The sequence below is a fragment of the Pseudomonas coleopterorum genome (genome assembly GCF_900105555.1).
Lineage (GTDB): Bacteria > Pseudomonadota > Gammaproteobacteria > Pseudomonadales > Pseudomonadaceae > Aquipseudomonas > Aquipseudomonas coleopterorum.
This window is the reverse complement of sequence record NZ_FNTZ01000001.1, coordinates 1479091-1504109: the sequence shown is the minus strand read 5'-3', so window position 1 is coordinate 1504109 and position 25019 is coordinate 1479091. Positions and strand designations below refer to the sequence as shown.

The following is a 25019-nucleotide window of genomic DNA, read 5'->3' as shown; positions in this document are numbered from 1 at the left end:
AATCTGAACCAAGTCATACGACAACAGATGACAAAAACAATAACGACAAAGGACTCGCTCATGACAGGCATTCACACCGTCCAGAATCCCTTCAATCGCCTTCTCCTGACCGGCGCCGCCGGTGGTCTGGGGAAGGTGCTTAGAGAAAGTCTGAAACCCTTCGCCCGCACCCTGCGGCTCTCCGATATCGTCCCCCTTCCCGCCTCCACCGACACCCGTTCCGACACCTGCGAAGAATTCCAGTTGTGCGATCTCGCCGACAAGCAGGCCGTGCACGAACTGGTACAAGGCGTGGACGCCATCGTGCATTTCGGCGGCGTATCGGTGGAGCATGCGTTCGAAGACATCCTCGGCCCCAATATCTGCGGGGTGTTTCACATCTACGAAGCAGCACGCCGGCATGGCGTCAAGCGCGTGGTGTTCGCCAGCTCCAATCATGTCATCGGTTTCTACAAGCAGGATGAAACCATCGACGCCCACTCGCCGCGGCGTCCGGACAGCTACTACGGGCTGTCCAAGTCCTACGGCGAGGACCTGGCCACCTTCTACTTTGATCGCTACGGCATCGAAACCGTCAGCATCCGCATCGGCTCCTCGTTCCCCGAGCCAGCTAACCGCCGAATGATGAGCACCTGGCTCAGCTTCGACGACCTGACCCGCCTCATCGAACTGAGCCTGTTCACCCCCAACGTCGGCCACACCGTGGTCTACGGCGCTTCGGCCAACCGCGATGTGTGGTGGGACAACCGCTTTGCCGCGCACCTGGGTTTCGCCCCCAAGGACAGCTCGGAAGTGTTCCGCGACAAGATCGACGCGCAACCGATGCCCGCTGCCGACGATCCGGCCATGGTCTATCAGGGTGGCGCCTTCGTCGCTGCCGGACCGTTTGGCGACAACTGAATCCTTTGCGACACCAAAACAACAACAACGCTGGAGTTATCCATGGATTTCAAACGCACGTTACTCGTAGCAGCACTCCCGCTCGCCTTCTGCCTGTCCGGGCTGGCGCAGGCCGCGATCAACATCAAGTTCGCCGAAGTGCACCCGGCCGGTTATCCGCCGGTGGTGGCCGAGCAGGAGATGGGCAAGAAACTCGTGGAACAGAGCAATGGCGAGATCACCTTCAAGATGTTCGCCGGTGGTGTGCTGGGTTCCGAGAAAGAAGTGGTCGAGCAGGTTCAGAGCAACGCTATACAGATGACCCGGGTCAGCCTGGGTATCGTCGGCCCGGTGGTGCCCGACGTGAACGTGTTCAACCTGCCGTTCATCTTCCGTGACCAGGCGCACATGCGCAGCATCATCGACGGTGAAATCGGCCAGGAGATCCTCGACAAGATCACCAATTCCGAATTCAACCTGGTGGCATTGGGCTGGATGGATGGCGGCACCCGCAACCTCTACAGCAAGAAGCCGGTACGTCAGATCAGCGACCTCAAAGGCATGAAGATCCGCGTACAGGGCAACCCGGTGTTCATCGAAACCATCAATGCGATGGGCGGCAATGGCATCGCCATGGCCACCGGCGAGATCTTCAGCGCCCTGCAGACCGGTGTGATCGACGGCGCGGAGAACAACCCGCCGACCCTGCTCGAACACAACCACTACCAGAACGCCAAGTTCTACACGCTGACCGAGCACCTGATCCTCCCCGAGCCCATCGTGATGGCGAAAGGCACCTGGAACAAGCTCAACCCGGAACAACAGGCGCTGGTGAAGAAGCTCGCCCGCGAGGCGCAGATGGAAGAGCGCGTGCTGTGGGACAAGAAATCCAGCGAAGCGGAAGCCAAGCTCAAGGCCGGTGGCGTGGAGTTCATCACTTTGACGCCCGAGCAGAAGAAAGCCTTCTACGACGCCACGCAACCGGTGCGGGACAAGTACGGCGCGCCGTACAAAGAGCTGATCACCCGCATCGAAGCCGTCAAGTAAGCCTGTCCGTCAACACCAAGGGGGAGCCGGCAGTCGCCCGCTCCCCCGCCGCTGGGTGAGCCTCATGAAAAACACTGTGCTGCGTTTGAACGACTTGCTGTACCGGGTCTGCATCGGGATCGCCGGTTTGTCGGTCCTGACCATGACCCTGATCATTCCATGGGGCATCTTCACCCGCTACGCGCTGGGCAGCGGTTCCAGCTGGCCGGAGCCGGTGGCGATCCTGCTGATGGTGGTGTTCACCTTCTTCGGCGCGGCGGCCAGCTACCGAGCCGGCGCGCACATGGCCGTGGCCATGGCGGTGGAACGCCTGCCGGCGCAGGCGCGCCGGGTGGCGGCGGTGGCCGTGCAGATCCTGATGGCGGTGGTCGCGCTGTTCATGATCGTCAAGGGCTTCAAGCTGTGGGCCAACACCTGGAACCAATACCTGGGTGAGATTCCTTCCCTGCGAGTGGGTATTTCCTACTTGCCCATCCCGCTCGGCGGCATCGTGACCCTGGTGTTCATCCTGGAAAAGCTCTTCCTGGGTGACCAGAGCCACCGCGCCGTGATGCGGTTCGACGTCGTAGAAGCCAGTGAAGGTGCTGCGTAAATGGATGCTCTCATACTGTTGGGCAGCTTCATCGCCCTGATCCTGGTGGGGATGCCGGTGGCCTATGCGCTGGGCCTGTCGGCCTTGATCGGGGCCTGGTGGATCGAGATTCCGGCCGACGCGCTGATGATCCAGATCGCCGGTGGGGTCAACAAGTTCTCGTTGCTGGCCATTCCGTTCTTCGTGCTTGCCGGTGCGATCATGGCCGAGGGCGGCATGTCGCGACGGCTGGTGGCCTTCGCCGGCGTGTTGGTGGGGTTCGTGCGCGGTGGGCTGTCGCTGGTCAACATCGTCGCCTCGACCTTTTTCGGCGCCATCTCCGGCTCGTCCGTGGCCGACACCGCCTCGGTGGGTTCGGTGCTGATTCCGGAAATGGAGCGTGCGGGTTATCCGCGCGATTTCTCGACGGCGGTGACGGTCAGCGGCTCGGTACAGGCTCTGCTCACGCCGCCCAGCCACAACTCGGTGCTGTACTCGCTGGCCGCGGGTGGCTCGGTGTCGATCGCCTCGCTGTTCATGGCCGGGGTCATGCCGGGGCTGTTGCTCAGCGCGGTGATGATGGGCCTGTGCATGATCTTTGCGCGCAAGCGCAATTATCCCAAGGGCGAAGTGATCCCGATGCGCCAGGCGCTGAAGATCGCCGGTGAAGCGCTGTGGGGGCTGATGGCGTTGGTGATCATTCTCGGCGGCATCCTGTCGGGCGTGTTCACCGCGACCGAGTCGGCGGCCATCGCCGTGCTCTGGTCGTTCTTCGTGACCATGTTCATCTACCGCGACTACAAATGGCGCGACCTGCCCAAGCTGATGCACCGGGCGGCGCGGACCATTTCCATCGTGATGATTCTGATCGGCTTCGCTGCCAGCTTCGGCTATATCCTGACGCTGATGGAAATCCCGATGAAGATCACCACGGCGTTCCTGACCCTGTCGGACAACCGTTACGTGGTGCTGATGTGCATCAACGTGATGCTGCTGATGCTCGGCACGATCATGGACATGGCGCCGCTGATTCTGATCCTGACGCCGATCCTGCTGCCTGTGGTCGTCAGCGTGGGCGTGGATCCGGTGCATTTCGGCATGATCATGCTCGTCAACCTGGGCATCGGCTTGATCACACCACCGGTGGGTGCGGTGCTGTTCGTCGGTGCGGCGATCGGCAAGGTGACCATCGAGGCTACGGTGAAGGCCTTGCTGCCGTTCTACCTGGCGCTGTTCGTGGTGTTGATGATGGTGACCTACATCCCCGCCATCTCGCTGTGGCTGCCGAGCGTGGTGTTGTAGATCCGATTGCTGCGGTGCGTGCGACACACCGCGGCAGTCCGTCACGCCAAAATCCCTGTAGCAGCGGCGCAAGCCGCGTCGGCGATACAGGCGGTCAAGCTGTCACACCGCGGCGAATTCGGACGCGGCTTGCGCCGCTGCTACAGGGGTAATGCGCGGGGTGTACAGAATAGGGCGGTGTTCGGCTGCCAGTCGGCACTCCCAGCGCCAGGCGTCGCGCAACATGTCTTCCAAGGAGCGTCGGGCCTGCCAGCCCAGTTCACGGCGCGCCTTGTCCGGATCGGCCCAGCACTGGGCAACGTCACCCGCGCGCCTGGGCTCGAACACGAGCGGCACGGACACCCCGCACGTGCGCGTGAATGCATCGACCACCTGCAACACCGAATAGCCCTGCCCCGTCCCCAGGTTCCAGACCTGCACGCCGCTGCCCCCCATCAAGGCCTGCAAGGCCAGCCAGTGCCCCTCGGCCAGGTCCATCACATGCACGTAGTCACGCACCCCAGTGCCATCCACCGTAGCGTAGTCGTTGCCATACACGTGGAGCGCGTCCCGCTGCCCGCTGGCCACCTGCAGCAGATAAGGCAGCAGATTGTTCGGTACCTGCGCAGGCGCTTCGCCCAACTCACCGGAATCATGCGCACCGATGGGATTGAAATAGCGCAGCAGCCCGACCGACCAGCGCGCATCGGACGCGGCCAGGCTGGTCATGACGTTCTCGGCCATCAGTTTGGAAAAACCGTAGGGGTTGGTCGGCAGCCCGGTCGCACAGCGTTCGTCGATGGGCATCCGCGGACTGTCGCCATAGACCGTCGCCGACGAACTGAAAATCAGCGTGAACACCCCTGCGGCGGCCATGGCCTGGCACAGCGTGATGCTGCCGCCGACATTGCTGTCGTAGTAGCGCAACGGTTCACGGACGCTTTCGCCGACCGCCTTCAACCCCGCACAGTGAATCACCGCGGTAATGGGAAAGTCGGCGAACAGCGCGTCCAGCTGCGCCCGATTGCGCACATCGCCCAGGACGAAGCGGGCCCGCCGTCCGCCCAGCCTGGCGATGCGTTCCAGGCTAGTGCGCGAGCTGTTGCACAGGTTGTCGAGAATGACCACCGTCTGCCCGTGGCCCAACAACTGCAAAACGACCTGCGCACCGATATAACCCGTACCGCCTGTGACCAGAATCATCGTCGTCGCTCCCGGCACCCGCAGGCACACTGGTCAAGATCAAGGGATAGCACCTGCGTGATACGACGACGGGATCAGGCCTATGAAGCTATGCCCTCGGGCCCTCGATGGAGTTCCCATGCAGTGCCGGACGGTCGCTCGGGGAAAGTTGAACGAGCGCAGCTTCGGCAGCGTCCAAAGCTTGGCAATGCACAGATCATGACCTTCCCCACCGGGTCTGTTCATTGCCGCGCACAATCCATACGGGTGGCGTCGAAGCTCAGTCCCCGCTGACTTCAGTCCCGATTCAGGCTCTGAAACAAGGACACCCCCATGAACGATGTGGCGCCCAACGGCTCTACCCCCACTGCTCATTCCCGCGCCCTGCGCGATCCTGCGCCGACCCGCCGGCCGCTCATGCTGTGTCTGTCCCATCTGCGTTGGGGCTTCGTCTACCAGCGCCCGCAGCACGTCATGTCACGCCTGGCGCAAGGCTATGACGTGCTGTTCTTCGAAGAGCCAGTGTTCGCTGACCACGTCGAGCCGCAGTTGCTGACCAGCCAGCCTGCCCAAGGCGTAACAGTGCTGGTGCCGCAGTTGCCTGCGGGTGTGCCCCACGAACGGGTCATCACCTTGCAACGTGAACTGCTCGATGCCTACCTGGCCGACCATCGACACGATGAATTGCTGCTGTGGTACCTGACGCCGATGAGCCTGGCGTTCACCGACCACCTGCAGGCGCGGGTGACGATCTTCGATTGCATGGACGAGCTGTCGGCGTTCATGGGTGCGCCACCGGAGCTCATCGAAAGGGAACGTCAACTGCTGGCGCGCGCCGACGTGGTGTTCACCGGCGGGCACAGCCTGTGGGAGGCCAAGCGCCACCAACACGCCAACGCCCACGCCATGCCCAGCAGCGTCGACATCGCCCATTTCGCCCAGGCCCGAGAGCTGCTCCCCGATCCGACCGATCAAGCAGCGATCGGCCATCCGCGCCTGGGCTTTTTCGGGGTGATCGACGAGCGCTTCGACATCCAGCTGGTCGATGAACTGGCCCGACAGCGGCCGCAGTGGCAGATCGTGCTGATCGGCCCGGTGGTCAAGATCGACCCGCAGAGCCTGCCGCGACGTGCCAACATCCACTACCTGGGCGGCAAGCCGTACAGCGACTTGCCGCGGTATCTGGCTGGCTGGGAAGTCGCCTTGATGCCCTTCGCCATCAACGCCTCGACCCGCTTCATCAGTCCGACCAAGACCCCCGAATACCTCGCCGGTGGACGCCCGGTGGTGTCCACGCCGATCACCGACGTGATCAACGATTACGGTGACAGCGGGGTCGTGACCATTGCCGACACACCGGCTGCCTTCATCGCCGCGGTAGAACATGCCCTGGGCGCCGAGGCACGCGACAGCGTGCTGGCCCAGGCCGATGCAGCATTGAACGGCATGTCGTGGGACAAAACCTGCGCGGCCATGAAGGAGCAGATCGAATGCCTCAGGTAAACCTCGAAAGCGCCAGCCGCGGTCCGTCCGCCCATGGCGATGGCCGTCCCTACGACTATGTGGTGGTGGGCGCCGGTTTTGCCGGCAGCGTCATTGCCGAGCGCCTGGCCGAAGGGCTTGGCCTGAACGTTCTGGTGATCGACCGCCGCGAGCACATCGGCGGCAACGCCTACGACCACCTGGATGCAGCCGGCGTGATGGTCCACCGCTACGGGCCGCATATCTTCCACACCAATGCCCAGCGCATCGTCGACTACCTGTCGCGCTTCACCCAGTGGCGCCCCTACGAGCACCGAGTGCTGGCCCAGGTCGACGATCATCTGGTGCCGATTCCGATCAACCTCACCACCCTCAACACGCTGTTCGGCCTGCAGATGGATGAGGCTCAGGCCGAACGCTTTCTGGCCGAGCGCGCACAGCCGGTGGAGTGCATCCGCACCTCCGAGGACGTGGTGATCAATCAGATCGGCCAGGAGCTCTACCAGAAGTTCTTCCAGGGCTACACCCGCAAGCAATGGGGCCTGGACCCGTCGCAGCTGGACAAGTCGGTCACCTCACGGATTCCCACGCGCACCACCGAGGATGACCGCTACTTCACCGACAGCTTCCAGGCCATGCCGCTGGAGGGTTACACACGCCTGTTCGAGAACATGCTCGACCACCCGCGGATCGACGTGCTGCTGGACACCGATTTCGCCCAGGTTCGCGAGCAGTTGTCCTACGCCCAGCTGATCTACTGCGGTCCGGTGGATGAGTATTTCGGATTCCGCCTGGGCCGCCTGCCCTACCGTTCGTTGCGCTTCGAGCACAAGACGTTGCAGCAACCCCAGCTGCAAGCGGTGGCCGTGGTCAATTACCCGGACGAAGCGGTGCCCTACACGCGCATCACCGAATACAAGCACCTGACCGGGCAGCGACACCCGCAGACCAGCATCACCTACGAGTACCCGTGCGCCGACGGCGACCCCTACTACCCCATCCCACGGGCCGAAAACGCCGCGCTGTATCAACGCTACAAGGCGCTGGCGGACGAAACGCCGGGGGTCACCTTCCTCGGTCGATTGGGCACCTACAAGTACTACAACATGGATCAGGTGGTCGGTCAGGCGCTGGCGCTGTATCAGCGAATCGAGCAGGCGAGCGCGCCCGTGCCTGGTGCGAGGGCTGCCGTGGAACTGCTCGACGAGCACGGCGTTTGAAGGCGTGCGGCCTGTTCGACACGTTCATCATGGCCGGTTACGAATGCGCTGCACAGCGGCGGCGCGATGGCGAACGAGTCGATGTGCAGGTCAGCACCGGGCATCAACGCTGGGCGGCTGAAGATTATCGACAGTTGCGGGCCGATGGTATCGGCTGCGCCCGGGATGGCCTGCGCTGGCACGAGATCGAACGGCGTTGCGGGCACTACGACTGGAGCAGTTTTCTACCCCTGCTGCGCGCGGCGCGTGAGTGCAATCTGCAAGTGGTATGGGATTTGTGTCATTACGGCTACCCCGACGGACTGGACATCTGGCGGCCGGAATTCGTCGAGCGCTTTGCCCGCTTTGCCGGTGCCGCAGCGCGGCTGATGGTCGATGAGGGTTTCGAGGTGCCCTTTTGCTCCCCGGTCAACGAGATGTCGTTCTGGAGCTGGGCCGGCGGCGACGTCGGCTACTTCAACCCCGGCGCCCACGGTCGCGGGCTGGAGCTCAAGCACCAGTTGGTGCGGGCCAGCATCGAGGCCATCGAGGCGATTCGCACGCACGCGCCCCAGGCGCGCTTCGTGCAGTGCGATCCATTGATTCACATCGTGCCCGATTCGCCGCGTGCCGTGGACCAGGAGCGCGCCGAGGGTCATCGGCTGGCGCAGTTCCAGGCCTGGGACATGCTCGCCGGTCGCCAGTGGCCGGGGCTGGGCGGCTGCGAGGGGTACCTGGACATCATCGGGGCCAATTTCTACCCGCAGAATCAGTGGCGACAGAACGGCGAACGGATCCTGCTGGGGCATCCCGAGTTCCGCCCGCTGGCGGGGTTGCTGGCTGAACTGAATCGGCGCTATGGCCGACCCATCCTCTTGGCCGAAACCGGCGCCGAGGCGGATACGCGAGGGCCGTGGCTGGAATACGTGGGTGAACAACTGGCGCTGGCGATTGCGCGTGGCGTCGATGTGCAGGGGCTATGCTGGTATCCGTTCCTGGACTATCCCGGTTGGGACGATGGCCGCTACTGCCCCGCGGGTGTGTACGGCGCGGCCGACGGTGAAGGCTCACGGGCGCCCTATCATCCATTGCGGGTGCAATTGCAAACGCTGGAGCGCCTGCACGGTCGCCGCCCATAACCCCCCGCGTCCCACCCACACATCCGCAGCGCCCCCGGACGCGGCTCGCGCCGCTGCTACAGGAATGTCGTATGCCGTCCCAGACGCGTCACGCGGATGTGCGGAACGCGCATGCTGCCCCCAAGGCACGCACAATCCCTGTAGCAGCGGCGCAAGCCGCGTCCGGCCACACCGCGCAATACCTGGCGGATCAGATGCGGAACCCACCCACCAGCTGCTGCAATCGTGCGGCTTCCTGTTCCAGCGCCGTACAGGCGCTCAGGGTGGCTTCCAGGTTACTGACACCCTGCTGGTTGAGCAGGTTGATCTCGCTGATGTCCAGGTTCAACGTCTCGACCACCGCCGTCTGCTCTTCGGTCGCCGTGGCCACGGACTGGTTCTGGCCATCGATTTCACCGATGCGCTCGGTCACGGTGGTCAGGCGCACGCCGGCCTGCTCGGCGACTACCATGCTGTGGGCACTCTGCCGCTGGCTTTCCTGCATCAACGCCACGGCATCGCGCGAACCGCCCTGCAGCTCCTCGATCATCTGCTGAATCTGCTGCGCCGAGCTCTGCGTACGACTGGCCAGGGAGCGCACCTCGTCGGCCACCACGGCAAACCCGCGCCCGGCTTCACCGGCGCGCGCCGCTTCGATGGCGGCATTGAGCGCCAGCAGATTGGTCTGTTCGGAAATACCCCGAATCACGTCGAGAATCTGGCCAATATTGGCCGCCTTGCCGTCCAGCGCATCGATGTGCTCGCAGCTGCTGCCGATCTTCTGCGACAGCGCCTGCATCGCCTGCAGGGCCTCACCCAGCACGGTGCGACCTTCCTGGCTCTGCACACGCGCATCGCTGGCCTGCCCCGACGCATGCGCGGCGTTGCGCGCGATCTCTTCGGCGGCCGCGCCCAACTGGTTGATCGCCGCCGCCACGCTCTGGGTGCGCTGCGCCTGCACGTCGGACTGCTGCATCGACGACTGTGAAGACTCCAGCACCCGACGCGTGCCTTGGGTCAACTGCTGGGTGCTGTGCGCGACATCGCGAATCGAGCCATGGACACGTGCCACGAACGAGTTGAAGGCCGTGGCCAGCGCGCCGAACTCGTCGCGTGCCTCCACCGGCAGACGCCGGGTCAGATCCCCTTCGCCCTCGGCGATGTCGTCCATCGCGCGAGTGAGCTCGCGCAGCGGTCGCAGCAGGATCTGGATCAGCAATCCGAGCAAGGCGATGATCGCGACCACTGCCACCACCGTGGCGATGATCGCCAGATTGCGCGCCCGGGTCACCGGCGCATAGGCCTTGGCCTCGTCGATCGACAGCCCCAGGTACCATTTCACCGACGGCAGCCCTTCCACAGGCGTGAAGCTGACCAGCCGCTGCGTGCCATTCTGCGGCACCGAACTGAAACCCGGCGCCAGGTTCGGCGTGCCTTCGGTGAATACTTCGGGCAGGCGCTTGAGCACCTGTTCGGGATGACTGCTGACCAGGATCTTGCCTTCCGCATCCACCAGGAAAGCTTCGCCCAGGCCGCCGGCGTTGAGCGAGCTGATGATGGTGACCAGCGTCGACAGGTCCAGATCGCCGCCGACCACACCGGCCATGCGGCCATCGCGCATCAGCGGTGTGGCGATGGTGATGCCCAGCTTTTTCGACGAGGCCGACATATAGGGTTCGGTCACGATCATGCCACCGGCCTTGGCCGCCGCCGCATACCACGGCCGCTGGCGCGGATCGTAACCGGCCGGCAACGGGCCGTGGGGGCGCTTGGTATAGGTGCCATCGACCTCCCCCAGGTAGGTGAGGTCGAAGTTGTCGGTGTACAGCTTCTGCTCGAGCAGGCCGGTCAGGCCTTCTGCGCTGCGATCGCGGGCCAGGACCTGAGCCTGGCTGTCGATCAGCTTGATGCGCGCGTCGAGCCAATAGGCAACGTTGCCGGCCGTGACGCGACCGGTTTCGGTCAGCGACGCACGCAGGCTCTGGTCGATGGCCTGGCGTTGCAGGTAGGCATTGAAGCCGGCGAAGGCGGCCAGGGCAGCCGTCACGACCAGAGCGGCGGCCAGCAGGATTTTATGGCTGAATTTCAGGTGTTTGATCAAGGGTCGAATACCGGCAGGAGAGAAGAAGCAGCGTCAACGGATACCGCCGTGCTATCGGCTCGCCTCTGTGCTTCTTGAATGACCCGCTCAGCTCGTTGGCAAACTGATGGAAAGCAGCAGCGCATCGAAGCTGGCACCCTCGAGCGGGCGGCTCAAGTAATAGCCCTGGCCTTCGTCGCAGGCCACGGAGTCGAGCAACTTGAGATGCTCCAGGGTTTCCACACCTTCGGCCGTGACCGTCAGCGACAAGGCCCGGCCCAGTCCGATCACGGCCTCGACGATGGCCAGGTCTGGTTGGCTGTCACCCAGTCGGCTGACGAAGCTGCGGTCGATCTTGAGCCCATCGAAGGGAAAGGAGCGCAGATAGCTCAACGATGAGTAGCCGGTACCGAAATCATCCATGGTCAGGCGCACGCCCAGTGCCTTGAGGCTGCGCATCAGTATCAGGGCATTGTCGGCATCTTCCAGCATGACGCTTTCGGTGACCTCCAGCTCGAGTCTGTTCGCCGCCAGCCCCGAGCGCTGCAATGCCGCCTTGACCCGCTCGACCAACTGCCCGCTCTGAAACTCTCTGGACGATACGTTGACCGACACGAACAGCGTTTCGGGCCACTGGCTGGCCTGCCTGCAGGCGGCATCCATCACCCATTCGCCCACGGCAGTGATCAATCCCACCTCCTCAGCGATGGGTATGAACGCATCGGGCGCCAGCAGTCCGCGCTGGGGGTGTTGCCAGCGTACCAGGGCCTCGGCGCCGACCATGCGCCCGTCGGCGATGCGAAAGCGCGGCTGGTATTCCAGACGCAACTCACCATGCTTGATCGCATAGCGCAGATCGCCTTCCAGGCGGCGACGCTCGACGATTCGCGCGTTCATGTCACCATCATAGAAACGCCAGGTACCGCGCCCACTGGCCTTGGCCTCGTACAGCGCGATGTCGGAATAGCGCAACAGTTCGGGCGCATGTGCGGCATCCCCCGGAGACACGGCGATGCCAATGCTGGCGCTGACATGAATCTCCTGCTCGTCGACATCGATCACTTGCTCGATCAAGTCGATCAGCCGTCGGCACAAGGCTTCGATCTCCTGATGCCCGACCATGCCCGACACGACCATGACGAATTCGTCACCGCCGACCCGGGCGACGATGTCCTGGCTGCGCACGCACTGCCTGATGCGGGCGCCGATTTCGTGCAGCACCAGGTCGCCGGTGGCGTGTCCGAGCAGATCGTTGACGGGCTTGAAGCGATCCAGGTCGATGGTCAGCATCACCAACGGCTGGCTGGCAGCAAGGGCATTTTCGAGGCGGCTTTCCAGATAGTCGCGCAGCTGGCTGCGATTGGGCAGGCCGGTGAGCACGTCGTGGCGCGAGAGGTATTCGACCCGTCGCCGGGCCTCGATCTCCTCGGTAACGTCGGTGGCGGTGCCGCGAAACCCTTGGGTACCGCTGGTGCGTGCAGCGATCCTGGCTGTGCGTTGCTGCAGGTGCTTGTCGACATAGCTGCATTCGGTGACCAGGTTGCTCTGCCCGACATTGCTGCGCAGCCGGTCCAGCAAGGTGCCGTCGGGCAGGTCCACGAGTTGGTCCAGCGAAGTTCCCAACCACTGCGCCTTGTCCAGCCCGGTGACGGCTTCGAAGCGGTCGGACAGGTAAGTGAGGCGCCCCTCGCAGTCGGCCTCCCAGATCCAGTCGGAGCTGGCCTCGGCGACATCGCGAAAGCGTGACTCGCTCAGCGTCAGCGCCGCCTGGCTGGTGCGCAGCAGTTCGTGACTGCTGTCCAAGGCACGGGCCGCGCGGGTATTGCGGCGCAACATGACCCAGGTCATGCCGAAAATGATCAGCGTCGCCAGAATGATCAGCGGCAGCACCACAATGATCATCTGCCGCCCGGGCCGGGTGGCATCCCACTGCAGATCGAAGTGCGTACCGTGCTCGCCCGTCAGTTCTGCGTGAGCGAACGCAGGGTCATCGGCCCGGCCCAGGCGTACTCCGCGCAAACCCATGTTGGCGCCCAGCTCTTCGAGGCGCCGCGGATCGAGTCGGTTGACCACGAGCATGACCGATGGCGGCCGGTCGTCGGCCTGCACGGTAGGGTCGGTACTGGGCGTGATGGCTGCTGCCACGACCAGCGCCGGCGTACCGGCCAGGCTGGTCAGTGCCGTGAAGACCTTTTCGTCATCGGCGAGCGCGCGGGCTTCGGCCACCCACTCGTCGACGGAGCGCCCCAGCCACTGCGCCGCTGCCACGGTCTCGTAGCGGCCCTCGATCACCGCATAGACGGAGCGGCCGCTCGGGCCGATGACAAAAGCCGCTTCATAGCCAAAATCATCGTACAGCGCCGGGCCGAAGTTCTCCCGCACGAAGGCCCACTCCATGTCGACCTTCAGGTGCAGATGCCGATACGCCTCACCCCAGAACGAGTAATCCTTGATGGTCAGTTGCAGGAGCCGGCGTTCGGCCTCGATGCTTTTCTGTATCAGCGACTGCCCTTGAGCCTGCTCCGCACGATCCAGGCCGTGGGCGAAATACAGTGACAGCGAGACCGCCAGCGCGAAGACCACGGCAAGGCTGGCGCAGAACGTGACCAACGACGCCTGTGCCAGGGAGGTGCTGCTCGCTGGCTGGGCAGGCGAGGCAGGAGAGGTGAAGCTGGACTTGAGCATGGATGGCCTGAAGAAGAGTACTGCGCAGCTGATACGGGGTGTATCGGCCGCCCTCGAGCTTCCATGAACACGGGGACGCTTCAGGAGAAGCGCTTTCTGTGAAACCTGCTCTTTGTAGGCTCAGCCTTCCTGTGGGATCAGCCTTCCTGTGGGAGCACCTTTTCTGTGGGAGCAGCTTTTCTGTGGGAGCGGGCTCTGCCCGCGAAGGGTTCACCGCTGAATCCTTCGCGGGCAGAGCCCGCTCCCACAGAAAGAGGCCTGTCCCACAGAAAGAGGCCCATCCCACAGAAAGAGCCCTACCCCACCCGACCCCTGCCGAACACCAGCTTGCCCCAAACCAGCCCCAGCACCGCCGCCACCGTGGAAGCTGCCAGCACACTGAGCTTGGCCGAAGCCAGCAGGGTCGGGTCGGTGAAGGCCAGCGCGGCGATGAAGATCGACATGGTGAAACCGATCCCGGCCAGCAGGCCGACCAGCCCCACCCCACCCCAGGTCACGCCTTCGGGCAGCCTGCAGATGTTCAGCTTGACCAGCAGCACACTGGCCAGCAGCACGCCCAGCGGTTTGCCCAGCACCAGGGCGATCATCACCCCGGCGAACACGTGCTGCGACATCGCATCGCCCAGGTTCGCCCCACCGAAGCTCACCCCGGCGTTGGCCAGGGCGAACAGCGGCATGACCCCGAAAGCGACCCACAGGTGCAGGCCGACCTGAATCCGCTGCACCGGTGGCAGCACTTCGCGTTGCGCATCGCGCAGCTGCCGCAGCGGCTCGACCACCGCTTCGCGATTGTCGCTGCCAGGGGTGAAGCGCTCCATCAACTCGTTGAAGTTGCGGCGTATGACGTCTACCGGACGCTCGGCCATCGGCTTGGAGTAGACCGGCGTCAACAAGCCCAGAATCACACCGGCAAGGGTGGGATGAACGCCCGTCTTGAGCAGGCCGAACCAGACGATCGCCCCAGGCAGCACGTAGGCAGATGCCTTGCTGATGCCCATGCGCTGGAACACCAGCACCAGCAGCACACCGGCCACGGCGACCAGCAGACCCAGGTAGTCGAGGCTGGCGGTGTAGAACACCGCAATGATCAGGATCGCCACGATGTCGTCGATGATCGCCAAGGCCAGCAGCAGAATCCGCACGCTGGCCGGGATCGACTTGCCCAGCAACGCCAGCACGCCCACCGCAAAGGCGATATCGGTCGCGGTCGGCACTGCCCAGCCGGCGCTGGCAGCGGTGCCATGGTTGAGCACGGTGTAGAGCAAGGCCGGCATCAGCACGCCGCCCAGTGCAGCACCCAGCGGCAAGGTCGCCAGTTGCAGATTGGCCAAGGCGCCGTCCTTGATTTCCTGGCGTATCTCCGCGCCCACCACCAGAAAGAAGATGGTCATCAGGCCATCGTTGACCAGAAAGTGCAGTGAGCGCGACACGCTGAAATCGCCCAGCCCCAGAGTGACCTGGGTGTGCCAGAAATGCTCGTAGGACTCGGCTGCCGGGCTGTTGGCCCAGACCAGCGCAGCGATGGCGGCGAGCAATAACACGATGCCGCTGACGGCTTCGATGTGAGAGAAACGTTCGAGCGCCGCCAGGGCACGCTCGGTGAGCTGTTGCGGGCGAGGAATGACAGGCACGGCCGGTTTGGTTTCGGACACGGGGAGTCTCCGTTGGCGGCCCGACCAACGCTGAACTTTAACCTGCGCCGTACCGTATGCAGCGGCGCACCCGCGGCGATGATAGAAAGCCTGGGGCCAAGTTGCAATGCATCATCTCAATCCGGCGGTGGGGGCGGCATCAGGGTGGCGATCAGCGCGCGGACCGTGCCCGGCAGCGCCTCGAGTTCACGCACTAGAATGCTGCGTTCGCGCACTGCCCAGGGCTCGTCCAGTTCGATGGTCACCAGGCGCATGGTGCGGCTGTGCCGCAGGGCAGCCGATTCGGGAATGATGCCGATGCCCACGCCCGCCTCGACCATCCGGCAGATCGCTTCGAAGCTCGACACCTGAATGCGCAGCGACAGCCCCTGACCGCTCCGCTCGACCTGTTCGCGCAGAAAGCTGAGCAAGGTGCTGCCCTCGTGCAGGCCAATGTGCTGGAACGCCAACGTCTGCTTGAAACCGATGCGCTTGCACCGGGCCAGCTCGTGCCCCAAGGGCACAGTGAGTACCAGCCGGTCGGTGCTGAAGTGCATCACCTGCAACCCCGCCGCCTCCACCGGCCCGGCGATGATGCCCATGTCGGTGCTGCCGTCGAGCACGCCACGCACGATGTCGCGCGACAGTCGCTCTTGCAGGTCGACACTGACACCAGGCCGTTGTGCAAGAAAACCGGCCAGCACTTCAGGCAGAAATTCCGTGACCGCCGTGGTGTTGGCAAAAATACGGATGTGCCCTGCCGAGTCGCCCCCCAGATGGGTGAAATCGGCTTTCAGGTAATCGACCTGACGCATGATCAACCGCGCATGCACCAGCAGCTTCTGGCCCGCAGGCGTCAGTTCCACGCCACGGCTGTCGCGGTACAGCAAACGCGTCTCGAGCTGTTGCTCCAGCGCCTTGATCCGCGCGCTGGCCGCAGCCGGCGACAGGAACGCCCGGCGCGCGCCCTGGGTCAGGCTCGGCGACTCGCCGATGTGGATGAAAAGGCGCAGGTCAGCCAGGTCGAAATGCATGGTGGGATCCTACCGTCGGGCGTTCGGCAAATATGAACGCCGCCTTACGCAAATGCAAATTCACAGAATGCGTCGGGCCTCGCATCATCGCTGCACAACAACAACGCAGAGGCCGACCATGAGCGCTTCAGATTCAGCCATCGACTACAGTGCCTGGACGGGCCGCACCGAGCAGGCGCGCGATGTACTGAGCCAGAACATCGTCGAACGCATTGCCGCGACGTTCGGCGAGCCTGCGCCGAAAGACGGCGAGCCCCTGCCGCCCTTGTGGCAGTGGTGCTTCTTCCAGGCGCCGGTCGCGGAAAGTCGATTGGGCCCGGATGGGCATCCGCTGCGCGGCGGCTTTCTGCCCGCTGCGGATGACCGCAACCGCATGTGGGCCGGGGGCCGTCTCGAGTTCATCGAACCACTGACGGTCGGTTCTGCTGCCGAGCGTGTCTCCACCATCCTGCGCATCGAAGAAAAACACGGCCACACTGGCGCGTTGCTGTTCGTCACCGTACGCCACGACTACAGCCAGAACGGTCGCCTGTGCCTGCGCGAAGAGCAGGACATCGTCTACCGCGAGCCGAACCCGCCCAAGCTGACCAGTGACCCAGCGCCGGTTGCCGCGCAGTGGAGTGAAAGCGTGACGCCGACTGCGACCCTGCTGTTTCGCTACTCGGCCGTCACCTTCAATGGTCACCGGATCCATTACGACCACCCCTACGTGACCGGCACCGAAGGCTACGCCGGTCTGGTGGTGCATGGCCCGCTGATCGCCACCCTGCTGCTGCGCAGCTTCATCCACGCCAATCCCCAGGCGCGGGTGCGGCATTTCGCCTATCGAGGCGTGCGTCCCCTTACCGTACCCACCCCGTTCCAGCTCGGCGGCTGCCTGCTCGAACAGGGCAAGGCGCGCCTGTGGGCCGGCAACGAAGCCGGTGTCGCCCAGAGCGCCGATGTCGCTTTCGACACTGTCACTACCGGCTCGCCACAACCTGGCCAGTAACCGCTCACTCAACACCGACTCCGAGATCCGCACATGCCTGCCTATGACGAAGAAGACCTCAATGCCATCCGCGAAGGCGTTCGTGCCCTGTGCGCCGAATTCGACGCCGCCTACTGGCGCAAGATCGATGAAGAAAAGGGTTTTCCCGAAAGCTTCGTCAAGGCCCTCACCGATGCCGGCTGGCTCTCGGCGATGATCCCCAGCGAATACGGCGGCTCCGGCCTGGGCCTGGCCGAAGCCTCGGTGATCCTCGAGGAAGTCAACGCCTGCGGCGGCAACTCGGGGACCGTACACGGCCAGATGTACAACATGTTCACCCTGTTGCGTCACGGCAGCGAGGCGCAGAAGCGCCACTACCTGCCCAAACTGGCCAGCGGGGAACTGCGCCTGCAATCGATGGCCGTCACGGAACCGACCACCGGTACCGACACCACCAAGGTCAAGACCACCGCCGTGCGCCAGGGCGACAAGTACGTCATCAATGGCCAGAAGGTGTGGATCTCGCGGGTGCAGCATTCGGACCTGATGATTCTCCTGGCACGCACCACGCCGTTGGCCGAAGTCACGCGCAAATCCGAAGGCATGTCGATCTTTCTGGTCGATCTGCGCGAAGCCATCGGCAAGGGCCTGACCGTTCAGCCGATCGCCAACATGGTCAACCACGAGACCAACGAACTGTTCTTCGACAACCTCGAACTGCCTGCCGACAGCCTGATCGGGGAGGAAGGCAAGGGTTTCCGCTACATCCTCGACGGCCTCAACGCCGAGCGCACGCTGATCGCTGCCGAGTGTATCGGTGATGGTCGCTGGTTCATCGAAAAGGCCAGCGCCTACGCCCGCGACCGGGTCGTATTCGGCCGGCCGATCGGCCAGAACCAGGGCGTGCAGTTCCCCATTGCCGAGGCGCACATCGAAATCGAAGCGGCCGACCTGATGCGCTGGCGCGCCTGTGAGGAATACGACAGCGGCAAGAATGCCGGCGCCAGCGCCAACATGGCCAAGTACCTGGCTGCGAAAGCGTCGTGGGAGGCCGCCAATGCCTGCCTGCAGACCCATGGCGGCTTCGGTTTTGCCTGCGAATACGACGTCGAGCGCAAGTTTCGCGAAACCCGCCTGTACCAAGTGGCGCCGATTTCCACCAACCTGATCCTGTCCTACGTGGCCGAGCATCTGCTCGAACTGCCACGCAGTTTCTGAGGGCCTGTCCATGAATGCCACACAGCGCTTGGCCCGGTTTCTCGCCGACCTGCAATACGCCGACATTCCAGAGCCCGTTCTGGCCCGCTGCGAAGACCTGTTCCTGGACTGGGTCGGCTCGGCACTGGCCAGCCAGGGTGCCCACCCCATCCCCTTGTTCGAACGCTACGCGCAGCGCATGGGGCCCGGCGATGGCCCGGCGAGAATGCTGGTCAACGGTCGCGGTACTTCGCCCTACTTCGCCGCCCTCATCAACGGCGCCGCGTCGCACCTGGTGGAGCAGGACGACCTGCACAACAGCTCGGTGCTGCACCCTGCCACCGTGGTGTTTTCCGCCGTGCTGGCCGCGGCGCAGGAGCGTGGCAAATCGGGGCGGGAGTTGCTCTTGGCGTCGGTGGCCGGCTACGAAGCGGGCATCCGCATCGGCGAGTTCATGGGCCGCTCCCATTATCGAATCTTCCACACCACCGCCACGGTGGGCACCCTGGCCGCTGCGGTCGCCGTGGGCAAACTGCTGGGGTTCGACCGCGAGCAGTTCATCAACCTGCTGGGCAATGCCGGCACCCAGGCGGCCGGGCTCTGGGAATTCCTGCGCGACGCCGCCGACTCCAAGCAGTTGCACACCGCCAAGGCCGCCGCCGATGGCTTGCTCGCCGCCTACATGACCGAAGACGGCCTGACGGGGGCGCGCAACATCCTGGAAGGCGAGCAGGGTCTGGCTGCCGGCATGTCCAGCGACGCCGACGCCAGCCGTCTGGACGATCGCCTGGGCAGCCGCTGGGCACTGGCGGAAACCTCGTTCAAGTTCCACGCCTCGTGCCGCCATACCCATCCGGCCGCCGATGCCCTCCTGCACTTGATGCAGCGTGAAGGGCTGCACCACGAGCAGATCGCCAAGGTGGTGACCCGCGTGCATCAGGGCGCCATCGATGTCCTGGGCCGAGTGGTCAAGCCCAGCACGGTACACCAGGCCAAATTCTCCATGGGCGCGGTGCTGGGCTTGATCGCCGTTCATGGCAGCGCACAGCTGATCGAATTCCGTGACCTGGCGCTGACGGATGCGGCAGTCGACGGCTTCCGCCAGAAAGTCAGCATGGAGCTGGACCCCGAGGTCGATGCGGCCTACCCCGCGCGCTGGTTGGGGCGAGTCATCGTCACGACTACTGACGGCCGTACCCTGAGCGCCGCCATCGACGAGCCCAAGGGCGACCCCGGCAATACCCTGTCGCGCCCCGAACTGGAAGCCAAGTTCCTGCGCCTGCTGGCCTTTTCCGGTGCACGCACACCGGCCGAGGGACAGACGCTGATCGAGCGCATCTGGCAATTGCGCGACGCCCAGACCTTGACCGATTTGATCTGACCCACAGGTGACCCCATGACCGAGCTCAATCCGCGTCCGCTGGACGGCATCACCGTCATCAGCCTGGAACATGCCATCGCTGCACCCTTCTGCACCCGTCAATTGGCCGATCTGGGGGCCCGTGTGGTGAAAGTCGAACGCCCCGGCAGCGGCGACTTCGCCCGTGGTTACGACCAGCGAGTCGACGGCCTGGCCTCGCACTTCGTCTGGACCAATCGCTCCAAGGAGAGCCTGACACTGGATCTGAAACACGCGGCCGCCGATGCCGTGCTGCACGGACTGCTGGCCAAGGCCGACGTGCTGGTACAGAACCTGGCGCCGGGTGCAGCGGCGCGCATGGGACTGTCGTTCGAAGCGCTGCACGCGCGTTACCCGCGCCTGATCGTCTGCGACATCTCCGGATACGGAGAAGGCGGCCCCTACGAGAAGAAAAAAGCCTACGACCTGCTGATCCAGAGCGAAGGCGGTTTCCTCTCCGTAACCGGCGGACCCGGCGAAGAGGAGCGGGCCAAGGCCGGCTGCTCGATCGCCGACATTGCCGCCGGCATGTACGCCTACACCGGGGTGCTCTCGGCACTGATGCTGCGCGACAAGACCGGCGTCGGCAGCCGCATCGACGTGTCGATGCTGGAAAGCCTGGTGGAATGGATGGGCTACCCGCTGTACTACGCCTACAACGGCGCGCCACCACCGGCCCGCGCCGGCGCGGCGCACTCGACCATCTACCCCTACGGCCCCTTCCCCACCGGCGATGGTGGCACGGTGATGCTCGGCCTGCAGAACGAGCGCGAATGGGCGCTGTTCTGCGAGAAGGTACTGCTCGATCCGGCGCTGGCCGCCGACCCGCGTTTTTCCAGCAACTTCGAGCGCTCACGTCACCGCGATCAACTGCGGCAGATCATCGTCGACAGCTTTGCGACGTTGTCGGTCGAGCAGGTGCTGGAGCGCCTGGACACCGCGCAGATCGCCAACGCCCGGGTCAACGACATGGCTGGCGTCTGGGCGCATCCGCAACTGGCCGGGCGCGACCGTTGGCGCCAGGTGGACAGCCCGTCCGGCAAGCTCCCTGCCCTGCTGCCGCCGGCCAGCAACGCGGCGTTCGCACCGCGCATGGATGCGGTCCCCGACCTGGGCCAGCACACCGCAGGCATTCTTGACGAGCTGGGTTATTCAGCCGAACAGCAGACGCACATGGCGGCGGCCGGCGTGATCTGATCCGTCTGCCACCGCCTCCACCGGGAACCATGAACCATGCCGATACCTACCCTTCGCTCGGCCCTGTTCGTGCCGGGCAGCCGCCCCGAACGGTTCGCCAAAGCCTTGGCCGCAGGCGCCGATGCGGTGATCGTCGATTTCGAAGACGCCGTCGAAGAGGTCCTCAAGCGCCAGGCGCGGGTGCATCTTGCCCAGTTTCTGCAGCAGACCGACACGGCCCGCGTATGGGTTCGGGTGAACGCCCCCGGGCATGCCGAACACGCCAGCGACCTGGCTTTCTGCGCCAGCCACCCAGGTGTCGTCGGGGTCGTGTTGCCCAAGGCCGAAACCTGCGCCCAGCTGACCACGGCGAGCCAGGCCGGCAAGCCGCTGTGGCCGATCATCGAAAGCGCCCGGGGTGTGCTGGCGCTGGAGTCCATCGCCAACGGCCCCGGCGTCGAACGGCTGTGTTTCGGCAGCCTGGACCTGGCCCTGGACCTGGGCCTGAACAATGGCACGCCATCGGCAGAAGCCTTTCTCGACCAAAGCCGCATGAGCGTGCAGCTGCATTCGCGCGCTGCCAACCTGCTGCCGCCACTGGACGGGGTGTTCGCCGTCCTTGATGACGCGCCGGGGTTGCAGCGCGCCATCGAGCACGCGCGCAACCTGGGCTACGGCGGCGCACTGTGCATCCATCCGCGTCAGGTGGCGGTGATTCATGCGGCACTGGCACCCAGCGTCCAGGATCTGGAATGGGCCCGTGCCGTACTGGCAGCCAGCACCGCCGCCGGGGGTGCGGGCGCTTTCCGGTTCGACGGCCAGATGGTCGATGCGCCGGTGTTGCAGCGCGCCAGGCGTTTGCTCGACGCCCCACAGGGCTAGGCCTGTACTGAAGCGTTCGGTAATGCCGAACGCCGGCTTACGCAAATACAGATTTTCGGCACGGCGTCGATTGAGCCATCCTCAAACTGAAAAATGCCTACGCTGCAAAGGGCCGGTTGGTTCGGTAAAACCGCCCTGAATGGATTGTCCTACAACAATAACAAGGTGATCTCCATGTTCAAGCTGACCCAGGCGCTGCTGTGCGCCGCCGCCGTTTCGATGGCAACCCTGGCCCAGGCCGCCGATCCCGTCGTCATCAAGTTCGCCCATGTGGTGGCAGAGAACACGCCCAAAGGCCAGGGCGCGCTGATGTTCCAGAAACTGGTGGCCGCCGATCCCAAGCTCATGGACAAGGTGAAGGTGGAGGTCTATCCCAACTCCTCGCTGTTCGGCGATGGCAAGGAGATGGAGGCGCTGCTGTTGGGCGACGTGCAGATGCTTGCGCCATCACTGGCCAAGTTCGAGCATTACACCAAGCAGGTGCAGATCTTCGACCTGCCATTCCTGTTCGATGACCTTGCCGCAGTCGACCGTTTCCAGCAAGGGCCCCAGGGCAAGGCGCTGCTGACCTCCATGGACGACAAGGGCATCCACGGTCTGGCCTACTGGCACAACGGCCTCAAGCAGCTGTCGGCGAACAAGAAGGTCATCCTGCCCAAGGATGCCCGTGGCCTGAAATTCCGCGTTCAAGCCTCCAGCGTACTCGAAGAGCAATTCAAGGCGATCCGCGCCAACCCCCGCAAGATGAGCTTCGCCGAGGTCTACCAGGGCCTGCAGACCGGCACCGTGAATGGCACCGAAAACACCTGGTCCAACTACGAGAGCCAGAAGGTCCACGAAGTGCAGCCCTTTTTCACCGAGACCAACCACGGCCTGATCGACTACATGGTCATCACCAATTCCAAGTTCTGGAACGGCCTGCCCGACGATGTCCGTGGCGAGCTGCAAACGCTGATGGACCAGGTCACCGTCGAGGTCAACAAGCAAGCCGAAGCGCTGAACCAGACCGCGCGGCAGAAGATCATCGATGCCAAGACCAGCGAGATCGACCCGCTCACTGCCGAGCAACGCCAGCAATGGCGCGAAGCAATGCGGCCGGTGTGGGACAAGTTCTCCGAGCAGATCGGCCCCGACCTGATCAAGGCCGCCGAAGCCTCCAACAAAGCCTCGTGAGGGGCTGATCCGTCCACTGCACCCGTCCGACTGCGGTCAAGGGTGAAGTACCTGCGGCTGTCCGCGTGACGGTGGCCGCTGTCTCGACGTTCGGAGAATTCCTATGCAATCGCTCAGGCAGGTCTGGGAGCGCTTCGAGGAAGGCATGATCGCCTTCCTGCTGGCTGCCATGACACTGGTGACGTTCGTCTACGTCGCCCTCAACAACCTCTACACGATGTTCTACACCCTCAGCGACAAATGGGCGTGGAGCAGCGACCTGTTCGCCGGCATCGGTGACCACCTGATGGGCTACGCCCAGGAAATGACCTGGAGCATCGCCTTGACCAAGGCGCTGTTCGGCTGGCTGATCTTTTTCGGTATCGCCTACGGCGTGCGCACCGCCGGCCACCTCGGGGTCGACGTGCTGGTGAAGAAAACCAGCAAGCCGGCACAGCGGATTCTGGCGATGATCGCGTGCGGCTGCTGCCTGGTGTATGCCGGGCTGTTCCTGGTCGCCAGCATCAAGTGGGTGTCGGCGGTGCTGGTTGCCGGCATCGGCGCCGAAGACCTGGATCGCTACGGTATTCAGGTCGGCCATATCGCCCTCATCGTGCCGATCGGCTTCGCCCTGGTCATCGCGCGCTACCTTGAGATCATGTATCGCATCTACACCCATCGGCAGACCGGACTGGGCCTGGCCGACGAAGCTGCGGAAGCCAGCAAGCTGGCCAACCCGGGCGAGGAGCACCGCTGATGACCGTTATCTGTCTGTTCCTGCTGCTGTTCGTTTTCATGTTCCTGGGCGTGCCCATCGCCATTTCATTGGGGTTGTCCGGAGCGGTATCGATCCTGCTGTTCAGTCAGGATTCGTTGAGTTCGCTGGCGATCAAGTTGTTCGAAACCTCGGACAGCTATACCTTTCTGGCGATACCGTTTTTCCTGTTGTCCGGCGCCTTCATGACCACCGGCGGCGTCGCGCAACGGCTGATCGACTTCGCCAACGCCTGCGTCGGTCACATTCGCGGTGGCCTGGCGATTGCCGCCGTGCTGGCGTGCATGCTGTTCGCCGCCCTCTCCGGCTCCTCGCCAGCCACCGTCGCAGCAGTCGGCTCGATTGCCGTGGCCGGCATGGTGCGCTCCGGCTACCCCCGAGAGTTCGGTGCCGGCATCATCTGCAACGCCGGCACCCTGGGCATTCTCATCCCGCCCTCGATCGTGATGGTGGTGTACTCGGCAGCCACCGAAACCTCGGTGGGCAAGCTGTTCATGGCCGGCGTCATTCCAGGCATCCTGCTGGGCGTGATCCTGATGGTGGTGATCTACATCGTCGCCCGGATCAAGAAACTCCCAGCCCAGCCACGCGCTACCTTCCGTGAATGGCTGACCACTGCGCGTCGGGCCTTCTGGGGTCTGCTGTTGCTGGTGATCATCCTGGGCGGCATCTACAGCGGCATGTTCACCCCCACCGAAGCGGCCGCCGTGGCGGCGGTCTATTCGGCGTTCATCGCCCTGTTCGTGTACAAGGACATGCGCCTGGCCGAATGTCCGAAAGTGCTGCTCGAATCCGGCCGCCTGACCATCATGCTGCTGTTCATCATTGCCAACGCCATGCTGTTTGCCCACGTTCTGACCACCGAACAGATTCCTCAGCAGATCACCAACTGGGTGCTGTCGGAAGGCCTCACGCCGCTGGGCTTCCTGATCATGGTCAACATCGTCCTGCTGGTGGCCGGCAGCTTCATGGAGCCCTCGGCGATCATCCTGATCCTGGCGCCGATCTTCTTTCCGATCGCGATGGAACTGGGGATCGACCCCATACATCTGGGCATCGTCATGGTGGTCAACATGGAAATCGGTCTGGTGCACCCGCCAGTGGGCCTGAACCTGTTCGTTACCTCTGCGGTCACCGGCCTGACCTTGGGTCAGACCATCCGCGCGGCCCTGCCGTGGCTGTCGATCCTGCTGATGTTTCTGCTGCTGGTCACCTACGTGCCGTTTCTTTCCCTGGCTTTGCCCAACTGGCTGGGCATGCCGTAACGGCCCTGGCCCAC

The 25019-nt window shown here is 64.0% G+C and carries 20 protein-coding genes and 1 pseudogene; 15 read left to right on the top strand and 6 right to left on the bottom strand.

Features of this window, described 5'->3' with window-relative positions; translation table 11 throughout:
- Positions 1-60: 60 nt before the first annotated feature.
- From BLV18_RS06675 to BLV18_RS06660, 4 genes are all read left to right on the top strand, one after another.
- Positions 61-900 (top strand): NAD-dependent epimerase/dehydratase family protein, encoded by an 840-nt coding sequence (locus BLV18_RS06675; protein ID WP_090357162.1) that lies wholly within the window; start codon positions 61-63, stop codon positions 898-900.
- Between the two features lie 42 nt (positions 901-942).
- Entirely contained in the window at positions 943-1926 is a 984-nt protein-coding gene (locus BLV18_RS06670; RefSeq protein WP_049859018.1) for a TRAP transporter substrate-binding protein, read from the top strand.
- Between the two features lie 64 nt (positions 1927-1990).
- Positions 1991-2518, top strand: coding sequence for a TRAP transporter small permease (locus BLV18_RS06665; protein ID WP_090357160.1), 528 nt, complete (start codon positions 1991-1993; stop codon positions 2516-2518).
- Positions 2519-3799 (top strand): TRAP transporter large permease, encoded by a 1281-nt coding sequence (locus BLV18_RS06660; protein WP_090357158.1) that lies wholly within the window; start codon positions 2519-2521, stop codon positions 3797-3799.
- 102 nt (positions 3800-3901) lie between these two features.
- Here BLV18_RS06660 and galE read toward each other — a convergent pair whose 3' ends face one another.
- Positions 3902-4981 (bottom strand): UDP-glucose 4-epimerase GalE, encoded by a 1080-nt coding sequence (gene galE / locus BLV18_RS06655; RefSeq protein WP_090357156.1) that lies wholly within the window; start codon positions 4979-4981, stop codon positions 3902-3904.
- A 312-nt stretch (positions 4982-5293) separates the two neighbouring features.
- Here galE and BLV18_RS06650 point away from each other — a divergent pair, with 312 nt between their 5' ends.
- Genes BLV18_RS06650 through BLV18_RS06640 form a run of 3 tightly spaced genes read left to right on the top strand, consistent with a single transcriptional unit; the run spans position 5294 to position 8780 of the window.
- On the top strand, positions 5294-6463 hold the full coding sequence (locus BLV18_RS06650; protein ID WP_090357154.1) for a glycosyltransferase family 1 protein: 1170 nt from the start codon (positions 5294-5296) through the stop codon (positions 6461-6463).
- The gene (glf, locus tag BLV18_RS06645; RefSeq protein ID WP_090357153.1) at positions 6451-7662 is read left to right on the top strand and encodes a UDP-galactopyranose mutase; all 1212 of its coding nucleotides are present in this window, start codon (positions 6451-6453) and stop codon (positions 7660-7662) included. The genes BLV18_RS06650 and glf overlap by 13 nt, the downstream gene beginning before the upstream one ends.
- A 29-nt stretch (positions 7663-7691) precedes the next feature.
- A complete protein-coding gene (locus BLV18_RS06640) occupies positions 7692-8780 on the top strand; it encodes a beta-glucosidase (RefSeq protein WP_090362078.1) in 1089 nt (362 codons plus the stop codon).
- A gap of 190 nt (positions 8781-8970) precedes the next feature.
- On the opposite strand, the gene BLV18_RS22720 is transcribed toward BLV18_RS06640, so the two are convergent.
- The 5 genes and pseudogenes from BLV18_RS22720 to BLV18_RS06620 form a co-directional block, all read right to left on the bottom strand.
- Positions 8971-9735 (bottom strand): methyl-accepting chemotaxis protein, encoded by a 765-nt coding sequence (locus BLV18_RS22720; protein ID WP_414704802.1) that lies wholly within the window; start codon positions 9733-9735, stop codon positions 8971-8973.
- A gap of 93 nt (positions 9736-9828) precedes the next feature.
- A pseudogene (locus BLV18_RS22715) lies at positions 9829-10806 on the bottom strand (HAMP domain-containing protein); the annotation flags it as partial.
- Between the two features lie 141 nt (positions 10807-10947).
- Positions 10948-13524 (bottom strand): bifunctional diguanylate cyclase/phosphodiesterase, encoded by a 2577-nt coding sequence (locus BLV18_RS06630; protein WP_090357150.1) that lies wholly within the window; start codon positions 13522-13524, stop codon positions 10948-10950.
- Between the two features lie 296 nt (positions 13525-13820).
- On the bottom strand, positions 13821-15176 hold the full coding sequence (nhaA, locus tag BLV18_RS06625; RefSeq protein ID WP_090357148.1) for a Na+/H+ antiporter NhaA: 1356 nt from the start codon (positions 15174-15176) through the stop codon (positions 13821-13823).
- A 116-nt stretch (positions 15177-15292) separates the two neighbouring features.
- On the bottom strand, positions 15293-16189 hold the full coding sequence (locus tag BLV18_RS06620) for a LysR family transcriptional regulator (protein ID WP_090357146.1): 897 nt from the start codon (positions 16187-16189) through the stop codon (positions 15293-15295).
- A gap of 118 nt (positions 16190-16307) precedes the next feature.
- Here BLV18_RS06620 and BLV18_RS06615 point away from each other — a divergent pair, with 118 nt between their 5' ends.
- From BLV18_RS06615 to dctM, 8 genes are all read left to right on the top strand, one after another.
- The gene (locus tag BLV18_RS06615; protein ID WP_090357144.1) at positions 16308-17180 is read left to right on the top strand and encodes an HTD2 family dehydratase; all 873 of its coding nucleotides are present in this window, start codon (positions 16308-16310) and stop codon (positions 17178-17180) included.
- Between the two features lie 33 nt (positions 17181-17213).
- Positions 17214-18377: an acyl-CoA dehydrogenase family protein gene (locus tag BLV18_RS06610; protein ID WP_090357142.1), complete on the top strand. Its 1164-nt coding sequence runs from the start codon at positions 17214-17216 to the stop codon at positions 18375-18377.
- 10 nt (positions 18378-18387) lie between these two features.
- Positions 18388-19737, top strand: coding sequence for an MmgE/PrpD family protein (locus BLV18_RS06605; RefSeq protein WP_090357140.1), 1350 nt, complete (start codon positions 18388-18390; stop codon positions 19735-19737).
- Positions 19738-19752: 15 nt separating this feature from the next.
- Positions 19753-20952, top strand: a complete 1200-nt coding sequence (locus BLV18_RS06600) for a CaiB/BaiF CoA transferase family protein (RefSeq protein WP_090357138.1) — start codon at positions 19753-19755, stop codon at positions 20950-20952.
- A 36-nt stretch (positions 20953-20988) separates the two neighbouring features.
- A complete protein-coding gene (locus BLV18_RS06595) occupies positions 20989-21813 on the top strand; it encodes an HpcH/HpaI aldolase/citrate lyase family protein (protein ID WP_049861340.1) in 825 nt (274 codons plus the stop codon).
- A gap of 174 nt (positions 21814-21987) precedes the next feature.
- Positions 21988-22986, top strand: a complete 999-nt coding sequence (locus BLV18_RS06590) for a TRAP transporter substrate-binding protein (RefSeq protein ID WP_090362076.1) — start codon at positions 21988-21990, stop codon at positions 22984-22986.
- Positions 22987-23089: 103 nt separating this feature from the next.
- Positions 23090-23722: a TRAP transporter small permease gene (locus tag BLV18_RS06585; protein ID WP_090357136.1), complete on the top strand. Its 633-nt coding sequence runs from the start codon at positions 23090-23092 to the stop codon at positions 23720-23722.
- The gene (dctM, locus tag BLV18_RS06580) at positions 23722-25005 is read left to right on the top strand and encodes a C4-dicarboxylate TRAP transporter large permease protein DctM (protein WP_043187778.1); all 1284 of its coding nucleotides are present in this window, start codon (positions 23722-23724) and stop codon (positions 25003-25005) included. Before BLV18_RS06585 ends, dctM begins: the two co-directional genes overlap by 1 nt.
- Positions 25006-25019: the final 14 nt, after the last annotated feature.